This window comes from Azospirillum sp. B2RO_4 (assembly GCF_051124815.1).
Taxonomy (GTDB): domain Bacteria; phylum Pseudomonadota; class Alphaproteobacteria; order Azospirillales; family Azospirillaceae; genus Azospirillum.
In genome coordinates, this window is sequence record NZ_CP118486.1 from 252587 (window position 1) to 268324 (window position 15738).

A 15738-nucleotide genomic window follows, 5' to 3' on the forward strand; every position below is an offset into this window, starting at 1 on the left:
AAGGGTCGAGCCATGGCCACCGCCCACTCGCGTGCAGCCGCGCGCCTGACGATGTCTCCGGCCGTCGTCCTGCTGCTCGGCTGGATGCTGATCCCGCTCGCGATGACGCTCTACTTCTCCTTCCTGCGCTACAACCTGCTGATGCCGGGGCAGGAGGAGTGGATCGGCTTCCTGAACTACCGGTATTTCCTGACCGATCCGGCCTTCTTCGCCGCGCTCGGCAACACGCTGACCCTGGTCGGCGGGGTGCTGGTGCTGACCATCTCCGGCGGGATCGGGCTGGCCCTGCTGCTCGACCGGCCCTTCTGGGGGCGGGGGATCGTCCGCCTGCTGATAATCGCGCCCTTCTTCGTCATGCCCACCGTCTCGGCACTGGTGTGGAAGAACATGCTGATGAACCCGGTGAACGGCCTGTTCGCCGCCATCGCCAAGGGGCTGGGCCTCCAGCCCTTCGACTTCCTGGCCGAGGCGCCGCTGTCCTCGATCATCCTGATCGTGACGTGGCAGTGGCTGCCCTTCGCCACGCTGATCCTGCTGACCGCCCTGCAATCGCTCGACAGCGAAAGGCTTGAAGCGGCGGAGATGGACGGCGCCGGCGCTGTGGACCGCTTCATCCACATCATCCTGCCCCATCTGGCGCGTGCGATGACGGTGGTGACGCTGATCCAGACCATCTTCCTGCTGTCGGTCTTCGCCGAGATCCTGGTGACGACCAACGGCGGCCCCGGCACCGCCACCACCAACATCACCTATCTCGTCTATGCCCAGTCGCTGCTGCAGTTCGATGTCGGCGGCGGCTCCGCGGGCGGCATCGTCGCCGTCGTCCTCGCCAACATCGTCGCCGTCTTCCTGATGAGGATGATCGGCCGCAACCTGGACATCTGACCATGGCGCGCGCCGCAACCAACCGCCAGAAGCTGGTCGTGACCCTGGTCGCCTGGACCATCGGGATCGTGATCTTCTTCCCCATCCTGTGGACCGCGCTGACCAGCTTCAAGACCGAAGCCGAGGCCATCGCCAGCCCACCTTCCTTCCTCGCCTTCCACTGGACGCTGGAGAATTACGCGGAGGTTCAGCAGCGCTCCGACTATTTCCTCCATTTCTGGAACTCGGTGGTCATCTCGGTCGGCTCGACGCTGATCGGCCTGATGATCGCGGTTCCTGCCGCGTGGTCGATGGCCTTCGTTCCCGGCAAGCGCACCCGCGACGTGCTGATGTGGATGCTGTCGACCAAGATGCTGCCGCCGGTCGGCGTGCTGATCCCGATCTACCTGCTGTTCCGCGATTTCGGGCTTCTCGACACCCGCGTCGGTCTGGTCATCGTACTGACGCTGATCAACCTGCCGATCATCGTCTGGATGCTGTTCACCTATTTCCGTGAAATTCCCGGTGAGATCCTGGAAGCCGCCCGCATGGACGGCGCCGGCCTGCGGGACGAGATCCTGTTCGTCCTGCTGCCGATGGCGGTTCCCGGCATCGCCTCCACCCTGCTGCTGAACATCATCCTGGCGTGGAACGAGGCATTCTGGACGCTGAACCTGTCCGCCTCGCAATCGGCGCCGCTGACCGCCTTCATCGCCAGCTACTCCAGCCCGGAAGGGCTGTTCTACGCGAAACTGTCGGCCGCCTCGACCATGGCGGTCGCGCCGATCCTGGTTCTCGGCTGGTTCAGCCAGAAGCAGCTGGTGCGCGGCCTGACCTTCGGCGCCGTGAAGTAGGGGGACCCCGCTATGGGACAGATCACGCTCGACCGCGTCACCAAGAGCTTCGGCGACATCGCCGTCATCCCGCCGCTGGACCTCACCATCGGCAATGGCGAGTTCGTGGTGTTCGTCGGCCCGTCCGGCTGCGGCAAGTCCACGCTGCTGCGGCTGATCGCCGGGCTGGAGGATGTGTCGTCCGGCTCCATCCGCATCGACGGCAAGGACGCCACCGCCCTGCCGCCCGCCCAGCGCGGGCTGGCGATGGTGTTCCAGTCCTACGCGCTCTATCCGCACATGACCGTGCGCAACAACATCGCTTTCCCGCTGAAGATGGCCCGTCTCGACAAGGCCGCCATCGACCGCAAGGTGGAGGCGGCGGCCAATGTGCTGAACCTGACCAGCTATCTCGACCGCCGCCCCGGCCAGCTCTCCGGCGGCCAGCGCCAGCGCGTCGCCATCGGCCGCGCCATCGTCCGCGAACCGACCGCCTTCCTGTTCGACGAACCGCTGTCGAACCTCGACGCTGCGCTGCGCGTCAACATGCGGCTGGAGATCTCCGAGCTGCACGCCAGCCTCGGCACCACCATGATCTACGTGACGCACGATCAGGTCGAGGCCATGACCATGGCCGACAAGATCGTGGTGCTGAACGCCGGCCGGATCGAGCAGGTGGGCTCCCCCATCGACCTCTACAGCCGGCCGCGCAACCGCTTCGTCGCCGGCTTCATCGGCTCCCCCCGCATGAACTTCATCGAGGGGGAGACGGCGCGCGGCGACGGCGCCGACTGCATCGGCATCCGTCCCGAGCATCTGGCGCTGTCGACCGAATCCGGCCGTTGGGCCGGCACCGTCACCGTGTCCGAACATCTGGGCTCAGACACCTTCGTCTATGTGCAGGTGGAGGGCATCGGCACGATGGTGGCGCGGGCCGGCGGCGAGTTCCCGGTCCATCACGGCGACCGTGTCTGGCTGACGCCGCAGACCGAAAAGCTCCACCGCTTCGACGCCCAGGGCAACGCCCTGTCCGCCGCCGCCGATATGAAAGTGGCATGAAAGGCCCTAGCCCTATGGAAAATGGCCCCATGAAACGTCTCGACGGCAAATCGGCCATCATCACCGGCGCCGCCCGCGGCATTGGCCGCGCCTTCGCCGCCGCCTATGTCGCGGAGGGCGCGACGGTCGCCATCGCCGACATCAACCTCGCGGCGGCGGAGCAGGCGGCGGCGGAGATCGGTCCCGGCGCCTACGCCGTGGCGCTCGACGTGACCGACCAATCCTCCATCGACGCGGCGGTCGCCACGGTGGTGGAGCGGGCCGGCGGCATCGACATCCTGATCAACAACGCCGCCCTGTTCGACCTCGCCCCCATCGTCGAGATCACGCGGCAAAGCTACGACCGCCTGTTCTCGATCAACGTCGCCGGCACGCTGTTCACGCTGCAGGCGGTGGCGAAGCGGATGATCGCGCAGGGGCGCGGCGGCAAGATCATCAACATGGCCTCCCAGGCCGGGCGGCGCGGCGAAGCGCTGGTCGGCGTCTATTGCGCCACCAAGGCGGCGGTCATCAGCCTGACCCAGTCGGCCGGCCTGAACCTCATCAAGCACGGCATCAACGTCAACGCCATCGCCCCCGGCGTCGTCGACGGCGAGCATTGGGACGGCGTCGACGCCCTGTTCGCCCGCCATGAGGGCCTTCAGCCCGGCGAGAAGAAGCGCATGGTCGGCGAAGCCGTCCCCTTCGGCCGCATGGGCCGCGCCGAGGATCTGACCGGCATGGCGATCTTCCTGGCCAGTGCCGAAGCCGACTACATCGTCGCCCAGACCTACAACGTCGACGGCGGCAACTGGATGAGTTGAAGAACCTCCCTCTCCCGTCCCGGGATCCCCTCTCCCTCGAAGGGATCCCCTCTCCCCCCCGGGGAGAGGGTTAGGGTGAGGGGGACGCACAGCGAGGCTTTTGTCGATTGGCAGCGCTTCGCACCCCACCGAATCCACGCCAAGCATCCCCCTCACCCCGACCCTCTCCCCGGGGGGGAGAGGGTGGATCCCCCGATCCCCCGCAGGACCCCAGCCATGACCATCGCCCTGTCCGCCGCCACCCTCCCCGACATCGCAGCCCGCGCCTCGGTGCCGGCCTACGACCGTTCCGCCCTGACCGCCGGGATCCTGCATTTCGGCGTCGGCAACTTCCACCGCGCCCATCAGGCGGTCTATCTCGACAGCCTGTTCGCCCAGGGCCGCGACCATGACTGGGCGATCCTCGGCGCCGGTGTGATGCCGTCGGACCAGCGCATGCGCGACGCGCTGGAGGGTCAGGACTGGCTGACCACCGTGGTCGAGCAATCCGGCGCGCAGAGCCTCGCCCGCGTCACCGGCGCCATGGTCGGCATGCTGCCGGTCGGCGACGCCGACCCCATCATTGCCAAGCTGGCCGACCCGGCCATCCGCATCGTTTCGCTGACGGTGACGGAGGGCGGCTATTACATCGACGCCGCCGGCAAGTTCGACGCCAACCACCCGGCGATCCGCGCCGACATCGCGGTGCCCGCCCGGCCGACCACAATCTTCGGCCTGATCGTCGCCGGTCTGGCCCGCCGCCGCGCCGTCGGCACCGTGCCCTTCACCGTCATGTCCTGCGACAACATTCCCCACAACGGTGTCGTCACCCGCAACGCCGTGCTCGGCATCGCCAAGGGCATCGACGCCGACCTCGCCGCCTGGATCGACACCGAAGTCGCCTTCCCCAACGGCATGGTCGACCGCATCACCCCGGCCACCGGCGTGCAGGAGCGCGAAACCCTCGACCGCGAGTTCGGCATCGCCGACAACTGGCCGGTCTTCTGCGAGGACTTCACCCAATGGGTGCTGGAGGACCGCTTCTCCGCCGGCCGCCCGGCGCTGGAGGCGGTGGGCGTGCAGTTCGTCCCCGACGTGACGCCCTTCGAGACGATGAAGATCCGCATCCTCAACGGCGGCCATGCGGTGATCGCCTATCCCGCCGGGCTGCTCGGCATCACCTACGCGCATGAGGCGATGGAAACCCCGCTGATCCGCGCCTTCCTGCAGAAGATCGAGCGGGAGGAGATCATCCCGACCGTCCCGCCGGTGCCGGGCACCGACCTCGCCAGTTACTTCGGCATCATCGAGCGCCGCTTCGCCAATCCGAAGATCAAGGACACCATCCGCCGGCTCTGCCTGGACGGTTCCAACCGCCAGCCGAAATTCATCGTGCCGTCCATCGCCGACCGGCTGAAGGCCGGCGCCGGCATCGAAGGGTTGGCGCTGGAATCGGCGCTGTGGTGCCGCTACTGCTTCGGCACCACCGACGACGGCCAGCCGATCGAACCGAACGACCCCAACTGGGACCGCCTGACCGCCGTCGCCCGTCAGGCCCGCGGCGAGCCGACCGCGTGGCTCGGCATGGACGACGTCTATGGCGAGGTCGGCCGGGCGCAGCCCTTCCGCGACGCCTTCTCCGCCGCCCTGCGCGCCCTGTGGACGGACGGCACCCGCGCCGTGCTCGCCCGCTATACCGGCGTCGCCAGCTGAAGGACGACCCCGCCATGACCGCCATGCCGTCCGCCGCTTTGCAACCGCCCGATGTGATTTGCCTGGGCGAGGTGCTGATCGACTTCATGCCCGCCGGCCCGGCGCAGCCCGGCGTGATCGGCGCCTTCGACCCGGCGCCGGGCGGGGCGCCGGCGAATGTCGCGGTCGGTCTGGCCCGGCTGGGGGTGCGCAGCGCCTTCATGGGCCGGACGGCGGCGGACGGCTTCGGCCGCTTCCTCGCCCGCGCGCTGACCGGGGCCGGCGTCGATGCGTCCCGCCTGCGCCTCGTCCCCGACGCCAAGACACCCGTGGCCTTCGTCTCCCTCGACGAGGAGGGGGAGCGGGAATTCCTGTTCTATGGCGAGCCGATGGCGGGATTCTCCTCCGCCGACCTCGACTTCGACGCCGTGGCATCCGCCCGCCTGCTGCATTCAGGCTCCATCGGCCTGATCGACCAATCGGCGCGCGACGCCGGCCTGCTGGCGGTGGAGACGGCGCGCCGCAACGGCCGGCTGGTCTCCTTCGACGCCAACCTGCGCCTCGCCCTCTGGCCCGACCGCGATACGGCCGAGCGCCTGATCCGCCAGGGCATCGCCGCCGCCTCCATCGTCAAGCTGAGCGACGAGGAGCTGGAATTCCTGACCGGCAGCGCCGACCCCGACAGCGCCGGCCGCAGCCTGTGGCATGAGGACCTGCGGCTACTGGTGGTGACGCAGGGCCGCAATGGTTGCACCTTCCTGACCGCCGACACCTCGGGCCATGTGCCGGGGATCGCGGTCACCGCCGTGGACACCACCGGCGCCGGCGACGCCTTCGTCGCCGCCATGCTCGCCGGCATCCTCGAGGATGTGGACACCGCCTTCACCCCCGGCCGCCTGCGCGACATCTGCCACTTCGCCAACGCCGCCGGCGCGTTGACCACCACCACCCCCGGCGCCATCCCCTCCCTGCCCGACCGCGCCGCCATCGACCGCCTGCTGGGCCGCTGAGGCCAGGCGTTTTTGAAGCTTTCCATGGTCTGAATTTGGACCTGGGTTTAGGGCGTGTCGTCAGTTATGGGATTCCCAGCGGTAGGAATGCGTGATTCATAGAAGGTCGGCTGACGGGAGGGCCGACGGATGCGACGCTATGCTTTGCGCGACGACCAGTGGGATCGGGTCCAGGCTTTTCTGCCGGGGCGGGCGGGCCATGTCGGGGGGACGGCGAAGGACAACCGGCTGTTTGTCGAGGCGGTGCTGTACCGTTACCGGGCTGGCATTCCCTGGCGCGACCTGCCCACCCGGTTCGGGGATTGGAAGAACACCCACCGCCGCTACCGCCGCTGGTGCGAGAGCGGGGTGTTCGAGCGCCTTTTCAAGGCCCTGGCCGAGGATGGCGACAACGAGTACATGATGCTCGACGCGACCATCGTCCGCGCCCACCAGCACAGCGCCGGGGCGCGAAAAAAGGGGGCGCCTGCCAAGCCATCGGCCGATCACGAGGGGGGCTGACGACGAAGATCCATGCCATCGTGGACGCCTTGGGCAACCCGGTGGCGATCTCCCTGACCCCCGGTCAGGCCTCTGACTTCAGCCAAGCCGCCCCTCTGCTCGACGCGGTCGAGCCGCAGGCCCTCATCGCCGACAAGGCCTATGATGGCGACGCCTTGATCGACGCCTTGAAGGAGCGCGACATCGTCCCCGTCATCCCGTCCAAGGCGAATCGGCTGATCGCCCGCGATACCGATTTCGCCTTGTACCGCGAACGTAATCTCGTCGAGCGATTCTTCAACAAGATGAAGGGCTTCCGAGCCATTGCCACTCGATACGACAAGCTTGCCAGCACTTTTTTGGCGGCTGTTTACCTCGTGTCGGCTGTCATCTGGCTCAACTGACGACACGCCCTAGAGTTTCCGGGTCAACATCTCCCCATGTCCGCCCCTACTATCCCCTCTCCCCCCCGGGGAGAGGGTTAGGGTGAGGGGGTCGCGTGGCGAGGATTTCCAAGCATCACGCACTCCCCGCTCCCCACCGAATCCACTCCATGCACCCCCTCACCCCGACCCTCTCCCCGGGGGGGAGAGGGAGAATGAAACACTGAACACCACCCGGAAAACCGTTCCATAGCGTTCCAAACGTTCCACTCCCAGGGCGCCTCCCACCCCCAACCACAACCTCTAGAAAGAAACTCAATCTTTAACAAAACAAATTGATCACTCCAAAATAATGATGGCGCGGCTCCGGGTGCCTAGCTATCGTGACGCCTGAAATTGCGAATCCTGTGACTCCAATACGGCATTCTATACCCAATGGTTATATCTAAAGGGGTAGAATATCCAGGAAGCGGCAGGCGTTGCTTTAGTGAGGCATGATGAGTGACTTGCAGACCCTGTCGCCGACCGAACTTGATCTGGCGACGCTGATCGTGAACACCCTCACCCTGGAAGCCGACCCGGAGGACATCGACCCGGACGCCCCCCTCTATGGCGAAGGGCTGGGCCTCGATTCCATCGACATCCTGGAGGTGGCGCTCGCCGTCTCCAAGACATACGGGGTGAAGCTGCGGGCGGATGACGAGAACAACACGAAGATCTTCTCCTCGCTGCGCACCCTGAACACCCACATCCAGCAGCTTAAAGCCGCCTGATGCCGTCCGCCGCTGCCGCCTGGACCAGGGGAGGGGCCGCGGTGGGCGCCGGCCTGTCGCTGTTCGCGCTCTATCCCCTGCTGGTCCATGGCGCCATCGTCGCCGACCTCGATGCCGACACCGCGCTGGTGCTGGCACTGGTGCAGGCCGGGGTGACCGGGCTGGTGGTGAGCCGTGCCGCTCCGCGCTTCCGCTGGATCGCGCTGGCCGGCGCCATCGCCCTGTTCGGCCTGTCCTGGCGCTCCGCCCGCGACGGGCTGCTGGCCGCCTCGGCGATCAGCCATGCCGCCATCTATGTCGGGCTGCTCGCCCTGTTCGGCCGCACCCTGCTGGCGGGACGGGAGCCGCTGATCACCTGGATCGCGCGGCGCATCCGCGGCAGCCTGACCGAGGAGATGCTGGTCTACACCCGCCGCGTCACCATCGCCTGGTGCCTGTTCTTCGCCGGCCAGCTGGCGATGTCGGCCCTGCTGTTCGCCTTCGCTCCGCCGGCGGTCTGGTCCTTCTTCATCAACGTCCTCGACCTGCCGCTGGTCGCCGCGATGTTCCTGACCGAATACGCCTACCGCCTGCGCAAGTTCCGGAACCACTCCCACGGCTCCATCGCCGACGTCGTCCGCGTCTTTTCGGAGCGGCCAAATCCATGACGATGCTGTCAACCACCCGCCTGCCGCTGCGGCGCCATGGCGGTCCCGACGACCTGTTCGCCCTGCATGACGGCCGGCCGGTGACGGTGCGGACCTATCTCGCCGCCGTGCGCGATCTGGCCCGCCGCCTGCCGGACGGGGCCTATCTGCTGAACCTGTGCGGCGACCGTCTGGGTTTCGCCGTCGGGCTGGGCGCCGCCCTGCTGCGCCGCCAGATCTGCCTGCACCCCCCAAACGACACCCCGGCCACGCTGCGACAACTGGAAGAAAGCTATCCCGGCCTGATCTGCCTGACCGATGCCGGCGCGACCTACCCCGGCATGACCTGCGTCGAGGCGCTTCCTCCCGACGGCCTCGACAGCCTGACCGGCTCGCCCTTCGACGCCGACCTCGCCTTCCCGGCCGATCAGGTTGCAGCCATCGCCTTCACCTCCGGCTCCACCGGCCGGCCGATGCCGCAGGTGAAGAGCTGGGGCACCCTGGTCCGCAGCGTCCATGGCGCCGGCACCGCGCTGGAGATCGCGACTCTTGGGGCCGCCGGTCTGGTCGGCACCGTGCCGCACCAGCACATGTACGGCCTGGAGTCGGTCATCCTGCTGGCGCTCCAGCACGGCTTGGTCCTGCATGGCGGCCGGCCGCTGTTCCCCGCCGACATCGCCGCCAGCCTTGCCGGCCTGCCCGGCCGCCGCATCCTGGTGACCACCCCGGTCCATCTCCAGGCCCTGCTCGCCGACGGCACCGCCCTGCCCCCGCTCGACTTCATCCTCTGCGCCACGGCCCCGCTGGCCCCGCAGCTCGCCGTCGACGCCGAGGCCAAGCTGGGCGCCCCGCTGCACGAGATCTACGGCTGTTCGGAGACCGGCCAGCTCGCCGTCCGCCGCCCCAGCGCCACGGCCGAATGGCTGTGCATCGACGGAATCCGCCTGCGTCAGGACGAGCAAGGCACCTGGGCCTCCGGCGACTTCCTCGATGGCGAGACCCTGCTGGCCGACGTGATCGAGCTGAAGAGCGACACCCGCTTCATCCTGCACGGCCGCTCCGCCGATCAGGTCAACATTGCCGGCAAGCGCAGCTCGCTCGCCTTCCTTAATCACCATCTGAACTCGGTCGAAGGCGTGATGGACGGCGTGGTCTTCATGCCGCGTGAGGGCGACAGCGGGACCACCCGCCTCGCCGCCCTGGTGGTGGCCCCCGGCCTGACCGCCGAGACCCTGCTGGCCCGCCTGCGCGAGCGGATCGACCCGATCTTCCTGCCGCGCCCCCTGCGCTTCGTCGATGCCCTGCCGCGCAACCCGACCGGCAAATTGCCGCGCGAGGCGCTGCTGCGGATGCTCGACGACAGCCGACCCGACTAGGGGACGCCGCCCTTGCCGAAACAAACCGACGTCCATTTCCCCGCCGACCATCCGACCGCCGCCGGCCATTTCCCCGGCAACCCGATCATTCCCGGCGCGGTCCTGCTCGACTCCGCCCTGACCGCCATCGCCGCGGCGGAAGGCTCGCCCCCCGGCCCCTGCCGCCTGCGCGCCGCCAAGTTCCTGCACCCGGTTCGCCCCGGCGAAAGCATGCTGGTCGAATGGCAGGCTACCCCGACCGGTGCCATTGCCTTCACCGGCAGCGTGGACGGCCGTCCCGTGATGACCGCCACCATCATGACCGGCAGCGTGACTTCATGAAGATCCCCCTGCGCGCCAATCCGGCAGCGGACTCAGCCGCCTCTCCCATCGCCCCGCCGCAACCGCGCCGCCGACGCCGCAAGGAGTGGATGAATCGGCCGGAGCGCAGCACGACCGCCGCCATCAAGTTCATCGTCTGGGTCGCCCTGCGGCTCGGCCGGCGGGCCGCACGGCTGCTGCTCTATCCGATCTGCCTCTATTTCGTCCTGTTCTCGCGCAAGCCGCGCCGGGCATCGGCGCTGTTCCTGTCGAAGGCGCTGGGCCGCAAGCCCGGCTTCGGCGACCTGTTCCGCCACTATCACGTCTTCGCCGCCTGTCTGCTCGACCGCGTCTTCTTCCTGAACGATCAGTCCGACGATTTCGACATCCACGTCCATGGCGAGGACATCGTCATCGACCTGATGCAGCGGGGGCAGGGCTGCCTGCTGATCGGCGCCCATATGGGGAGCTTCGAGGCGATCCGCATGCTGGGCCACCGCCAGCGCGACCTGCGCGTCAGTCTGGTGATGTACGAGGAGAATGCCCGCAAGATCAATTCGGTGCTGAACGCCATCAACCCGCTGCTGTCGATGGAGGTGATCGGGCTGGGCCGGCCGGATTCGATGCTGCGTGTGCGCGAAAGGCTGGATCAGGGACACTTCGTCGGCATGCTGGCCGACCGCACCCTGGACGGGGAGGAGGAGGTCCGCCTGCCCTTCCTCGGCCAGCCCGCCGGCTTCGCGCTCGGCCCCTTCCAACTGGCGGCGATGCTGAAGCGGCCGGTGGTGCTGATGGTCGGGATCTATCAAGGCGGCCGACGCTACGACGTCCATTTCGAGCGCATCGCCGACTTCTCCGATGTGCCGGTACAGGACCGGCCGGGCCTTGTCCGCTGGGCAGCCGGGCGCTTCGCCGACCGGCTGGAGCAGCACGCCCTGTCCTCCCCCTACAACTGGTTCAATTTCTATGATTTCTGGAAATAGACCGGCCCGCCGTCAGTTCCTTGTGGGCGTGGGAGCCCTCGCGCTGACCGGTGCGGTCCCGTCGCAGGCGGCCGAGCCCTGGGGCCTGGAGGACTTGTTCGCCCGCTTCGCCCGGATCCCCAATTCCAACGCCCGCTTCACCGAAACGCGAGAGGTCGGCATGCTGACCGCGCCGCTGGAGAGCAGCGGCACGCTGACCTACCGCCGCCCCGATTTCCTGGAGAAGCGCACCCTGCAGCCCCAGCCGGAAGGCCTGCGGCTGGAGGGCGACCGGCTGACCCTGACCCAGGCGGACGGTATGTCGCGCATCCTGTCGGTCTCCGCCATGCCGGAAATCCAGACCTATGTGGAGAGCATCCGCGCCACCCTGCGCGGCGACGTTCCCACCATCATGCGTTTCTACGAGGTGGACTTGGAAGGTTCGCTGCAGGATTGGCGCATGCGGCTGACCCCGCGGGCGGAGGAGGCGCGCAAGACCGTGCAGCGCATCGTCATCGCCGGACGCGATGCCACGATCCGCCGGATCGAGGTCCTCCAGGCCGACGGCGACCGCTCCATCATGACCATCCAGCCCGACCCGGCATGACGACGGCCGTGGTGCGAAGGGGCGGATGGGCCGTCGCGCTGTGGCTGGCCGGGCTGATCGCCTGCGGCCTGCTGGTGGCGCGCACGCCGGTCACCGCCGACCTGTCCGCCTTCCTGCCGCGCTCCCCCTCCGCCACCCAGCAATTGCTGGTCGATCAGTTGCGCGACGGCGTCGTCTCCCGCCTGATCCTGGTCGCCATCGAAGGCGACACACCGGATCGCCTGACCGGCCTCAGCCGCGCCCTTGCCGCCCGGCTGCGCGGCAACCCGCTGGTGGCGGCGGTCGAGAATGGCGAGCGGACGGGGCGCGGTGCCGACGGCGCCTATCTCTGGTCCAACCGCTATCTGCTCAGCCCCGCCGTCACCCCCGACCGCTTCACCGCCGAGGGTCTGCACGACGCCCTGCGGAACGACCTGCGCCTACTGCAATCGACCGCCGGCATGGCCCTGAAGCAGGCCCTGCCGGCTGACCCCACCGCCGAGATCCTGCGCCTGACCGACCGCATGCTCGGCGACGCCGCAGGTCCGACCAGCCGCGACGGCGTGTGGGTATCGTCCAACGGAACGCGGGCGCTGCTGCTGGTGCAGACCACCGCCCCCGGCTTCGACATGGACGCCCAGCAGAAGACGCTGGACCTGATCCGCAACGCCTTCGACGAGGCACAGACTGCGACCGGCTCCGCCCGGCTGGTGATGACCGGGCCGGCCGTCTTCTCCGTCCAGACCCGCGACCGGATCGAGGCGGACGCCCGACGGTCCTCGATCATCGCCACGGTCCTGGTGGCGGGAGTGCTGCTGCTGGTCTACCGCTCCCTTCGCGCTTTGGTCCTGTCGCTGCTGCCGGCGGCGACCGGCGCGCTGGCCGGAGTCGCCGCGGTGGGCTTGAGCTTCGGCACGGTGCACGGCATCACGCTGGGCTTCGGCGTCACCCTGCTGGGCGAGAGCGTCGATTACGCCATCTATCTGTTCACCCAAACCCAGCCGGGCAGCCCGGCGCGCCGCACCCTTCTGCGCATCTGGCCGACGCTGCTGTTGGGGGTGGCAACCTCCGTCGTCGGCTTCGGCACCATGCTGTTCTCCAGCTTCAGCGGTCTGGCGCAGCTCGGCCTGTTCTCCATCACCGGACTGGTGGTGGCGCTGGCGATCACCCGCTGGGGGCTGCCGACGCTGCTGCCAGAGGGCTACTCGACCGATCGCCCGGCGCGGTTGGCACCGGTGCTGACCGCCCTGACCCGCTCCGCCCCGGCCTTACGCTTGCCGCTGGCCGCCGCGACGCTGCTGTCGCTGGCGTGGCTGGCCTACCAGGGCCCGACCGTCTGGTCGGCGGAACTCTCCAGCCTCAGCCCGATAGCGGAAGCCGACCAACAACTGGATGAGGCATTGCGCCGCGACCTCGGCGCCCCCGACGCCGGCCATCTGCTGGTCACCGGCGCACCGACGGTGGACGGGGCGCTGGCCGCCGCCGAACGCCTGTCCGCCCCGCTGGAGGCGCTGGCCCGCGACCATCTGATCACCGGCTACGACTCCCCCGCCCTCGTCCTGCCGAGCCTGGAGACGCAGCGCGCCCGCCAAGCCGCCCTGCCGCCGCCCGACCAACTGCGCGCCGCCCTGACCCAGGCCCTGCAAGGTCTGCCCTTTCGCCCGGACGCCTTCGCCCCCTTCCTGACCGACGCGGAAAAGGCGCGCACCCAGGCGCTGCTGACGCCGGCCAGCCTGGACGGCACCAGCCTGAAGCTGAAACTCGACTCCCTTCTGGTCCGCACCGGCACCGGCTGGACCGCCATGCTGCCCCTGCGCGGTGTCACCGAGCCAAAGGCGCTCGCCGACCGGCTGGCCGGTGATCCGGCGGCAGCGGGCGCAACCCTGCTGAACCTGAAGGAGGAATCCGACGGCCTGTACCGAACCTACAGGCAGGAGGCGCTGACCCTGGCCGTCCTCGGCGCCATCGCCATCACGCTGCTGCTGGCCGCAGCCCTGCGGTCCGTCCGCTCGCTGATCGCGGCGGTGATGCCGCTGGCCGCGGCGGTGGTGATCACCATGGCGCTGCTGACCGCGCTGGGACAGGCTCTGTCGATCTTTCATCTGGTGGGCCTGCTGCTGGTGGTCGGTGTCGGCTCCAACTATTCGCTGCTGTTCGAGCGGCCGGAGCCGTCCGCCGCCTTGCGCGAGCGCACCGTCGCCTCTGTCGCCATCGCCAACCTCTGCACGGTGATCGGCTTCGGCACCTTGGCATTCTCCGCCATCCCCGTGCTGCATGGCATCGGCATGACGGTCGCAATCGGCGCCTTCCTCAGCCTCGCCTTCGCCGCGGTGCTGAGCCGCCGGCAGCCCGCCGGAGCGGAGGTCCCCGGCCATGGCTGAGCGCCGCTGGACCCCATCGCCGCTGCTCCACGCCTCGGCCGCCCTGCATGTCGCCGCCCTGGCCGGTGTGGCGGCTTTGCCCGCGGCATGGCCCTGGGCGCTGGGCGCGATGGCCGGCAACCATGCCCTGCTCGGCGCCATCGGGCTCTGGCCGCGCAGCAACTTGCTCGGCCCCAACCTGCGCCGCCTGCCGGGGGAGAATGCGCGGCGGGGAGAAGTCGGCCTCTGCTTCGACGACGGCCCGGATCCGGAGGTGACGCCGGCCGTCCTCGACCAGCTCGACCGCATGAACGCCAAAGCAAGCTTCTTCTGCATCGCCGACCGCGCCGCCCACCACCCCGCCCTGATCGATTCCATCGTCCGCCGCGGCCATACGGTGGAGAACCACAGCTGGCACCATTCCCACCGCTTCGCCGCCATGGGCATCCGCGCCATCCGCCGCGAAGTGGGGGAGGCGCAGCGCATCCTGACCGACCTTGCCGGCCAGCCGCCCCGCTTCTTCAAGCCGCCGGCCGGCCTGCGCAACCCCCTGCTCGACCCCGTGCTCGCCGGTTGCGGCCTGCGGCTGGCGACCTGGACCCGGCGCGGCTACGACGCGGTGCGGCGCGACCCGGCCGGGGTGGAGCGGCGCCTCTTCCGCAATCTCGCCGCCGGCGACCTGCTGATGCTGCATGACGGGTCCGCCGCGCGTGGGGAAGACGGCCGGCCGGTGGTGCTGACGGTGCTGCCGCGCCTGCTCGACACCCTGGCCGCCCGTGGGCTTACCGCCGTATCGCTGGAGGTGGTGGGCGATGAGTGACGCCGTTTTCCGCGATCTGGCCGTCGCCGCCGCGCGGCCCTACCGCCGTTGCGGCCGTTACGCTTGGCATTTCGCCAAGGGCAAGCTGTCCGGCGACCCCGTTTTCCGCCACCTGCTGACCCACCCGCTGCTGCCCTCCCGTGGCCGATTGCTTGACCTCGGCTGCGGCCAAGGGGTTCTGACGGCGCTGCTGCGCACGGCGGCGGAACGGCACGGCGCCGGCGGCTGGCCGGCCGATTGGCCCGTACCTCCCGCCGCCCTCGCCACACGGGGTGTCGAACTGTCGCCCAGACGGGTGCGGATCGCCCAAGCGGCATTGGGTGCCGACGCCGTCGTCCAGGGCGATATCCGTGACGCCGACCTGCCGGCCTGCGACGCCATCGTCATTCTCGATGTGCTGCTCTACCTCAGCCGAAGCGAACAGGCGGCAATGCTCGCCCGCTGCGCCGACGCACTGGCGCCGGGCGGACTGCTGCTGCTGCGGGAAGCCGACGCCGACGGCGGCCTGCCCTTTCAGGTCACCCGCTGGACCGAGCAGGTCGCCTGCGCCGCCCGTGGCCGCTGGCGCCAGCCCCTGACTTATCGCGCGGCGGCGGAGTGGTCGGCCCTGCTGGCCGATTTTGGTTTCGACACGGAGGCTCTGCCGATGAGCCAGGGCACACCCTTTGCCAACACCTTGTTCATAGGCCGCCGAAGCAACGCCTCAGTCCAAATTTGTCCTTCCGGGCGTGAATTTCCCAATGCTAGCATTTCACCGGAAATGAAACCGCAGACCACCGCCCGTCCTGCCCAACGATCATAAGAACTTCATCGTGCATCCACTTTCCCTAAG

At 68.7% G+C, this 15738-nt stretch carries 16 protein-coding genes; all 16 read left to right on the forward strand.

Annotated features, from left to right (window positions below; all coding sequences use genetic code 11):
• Window positions 1–12: 12 nt before the first annotated feature.
• The 16 genes from PWS46_RS15165 to PWS46_RS15240 all read left to right on the forward strand — a co-directional run bounded on the left by PWS46_RS15165 (window position 13) and on the right by PWS46_RS15240 (window position 15708).
• A complete protein-coding gene (locus tag PWS46_RS15165) occupies window positions 13–885 on the forward strand; it encodes a carbohydrate ABC transporter permease (protein WP_434621712.1) in 873 nt (290 codons plus the stop codon).
• A gap of 2 nt (window positions 886–887) precedes the next feature.
• Window positions 888–1718 carry a carbohydrate ABC transporter permease gene (locus PWS46_RS15170; RefSeq protein WP_434621715.1) on the forward strand — a complete coding sequence of 277 codons (831 nt, stop codon included), beginning with the start codon at window positions 888–890 and terminating at the stop codon, window positions 1716–1718.
• A 12-nt stretch (window positions 1719–1730) separates the two neighbouring features.
• Window positions 1731–2756 carry an ABC transporter ATP-binding protein gene (locus PWS46_RS15175; RefSeq protein ID WP_434621718.1) on the forward strand — a complete coding sequence of 342 codons (1026 nt, stop codon included), beginning with the start codon at window positions 1731–1733 and terminating at the stop codon, window positions 2754–2756.
• Window positions 2757–2785: 29 nt separating this feature from the next.
• A complete protein-coding gene (locus PWS46_RS15180; RefSeq protein ID WP_434621721.1) occupies window positions 2786–3559 on the forward strand; it encodes an L-iditol 2-dehydrogenase in 774 nt (257 codons plus the stop codon).
• 216 nt (window positions 3560–3775) lie between these two features.
• Window positions 3776–5251, forward strand: coding sequence for a mannitol dehydrogenase family protein (locus tag PWS46_RS15185; RefSeq protein ID WP_434621724.1), 1476 nt, complete (start codon window positions 3776–3778; stop codon window positions 5249–5251).
• A gap of 14 nt (window positions 5252–5265) precedes the next feature.
• Window positions 5266–6240, forward strand: coding sequence for a PfkB family carbohydrate kinase (locus tag PWS46_RS15190; RefSeq protein WP_434621728.1), 975 nt, complete (start codon window positions 5266–5268; stop codon window positions 6238–6240).
• Between the two features lie 129 nt (window positions 6241–6369).
• Window positions 6370–7124 (forward strand): IS5 family transposase gene (locus PWS46_RS15195; protein ID WP_434613367.1). Its coding sequence is split into 2 segments (ribosomal slippage): window positions 6370–6691 and window positions 6691–7124, totalling 756 coding nucleotides; the frame shifts between segments, so codons are not numbered across the junction.
• 473 nt (window positions 7125–7597) lie between these two features.
• Window positions 7598–7876, forward strand: a complete 279-nt coding sequence (locus PWS46_RS15200; RefSeq protein WP_434621731.1) for a phosphopantetheine-binding protein — start codon at window positions 7598–7600, stop codon at window positions 7874–7876.
• On the forward strand, window positions 7876–8523 hold the full coding sequence (locus PWS46_RS15205; protein WP_434621734.1) for a hypothetical protein: 648 nt from the start codon (window positions 7876–7878) through the stop codon (window positions 8521–8523). Before PWS46_RS15200 ends, PWS46_RS15205 begins: the two co-directional genes overlap by 1 nt.
• Window positions 8520–9878, forward strand: a complete 1359-nt coding sequence (locus PWS46_RS15210; protein ID WP_434621737.1) for an AMP-binding protein — start codon at window positions 8520–8522, stop codon at window positions 9876–9878. The genes PWS46_RS15205 and PWS46_RS15210 overlap by 4 nt, the downstream gene beginning before the upstream one ends.
• Before the next feature lie 12 nt (window positions 9879–9890).
• A complete protein-coding gene (locus PWS46_RS15215; RefSeq protein WP_434621740.1) occupies window positions 9891–10199 on the forward strand; it encodes a hypothetical protein in 309 nt (102 codons plus the stop codon).
• Window positions 10196–11161: a hypothetical protein gene (locus tag PWS46_RS15220; protein ID WP_434621743.1), complete on the forward strand. Its 966-nt coding sequence runs from the start codon at window positions 10196–10198 to the stop codon at window positions 11159–11161. Before PWS46_RS15215 ends, PWS46_RS15220 begins: the two co-directional genes overlap by 4 nt.
• Window positions 11162–11189: 28 nt before the next feature.
• A complete protein-coding gene (locus PWS46_RS15225) occupies window positions 11190–11747 on the forward strand; it encodes a LolA-related protein (protein WP_434621746.1) in 558 nt (185 codons plus the stop codon).
• Window positions 11744–14107: an MMPL family transporter gene (locus PWS46_RS15230; protein ID WP_434621749.1), complete on the forward strand. Its 2364-nt coding sequence runs from the start codon at window positions 11744–11746 to the stop codon at window positions 14105–14107. Before PWS46_RS15225 ends, PWS46_RS15230 begins: the two co-directional genes overlap by 4 nt.
• The gene (locus PWS46_RS15235) at window positions 14100–14906 is read left to right on the forward strand and encodes a polysaccharide deacetylase family protein (RefSeq protein WP_434621752.1); all 807 of its coding nucleotides are present in this window, start codon (window positions 14100–14102) and stop codon (window positions 14904–14906) included. Before PWS46_RS15230 ends, PWS46_RS15235 begins: the two co-directional genes overlap by 8 nt.
• Window positions 14899–15708 carry a class I SAM-dependent methyltransferase gene (locus PWS46_RS15240; protein ID WP_434621755.1) on the forward strand — a complete coding sequence of 270 codons (810 nt, stop codon included), beginning with the start codon at window positions 14899–14901 and terminating at the stop codon, window positions 15706–15708. Before PWS46_RS15235 ends, PWS46_RS15240 begins: the two co-directional genes overlap by 8 nt.
• Window positions 15709–15738 lie beyond the last annotated feature (30 nt).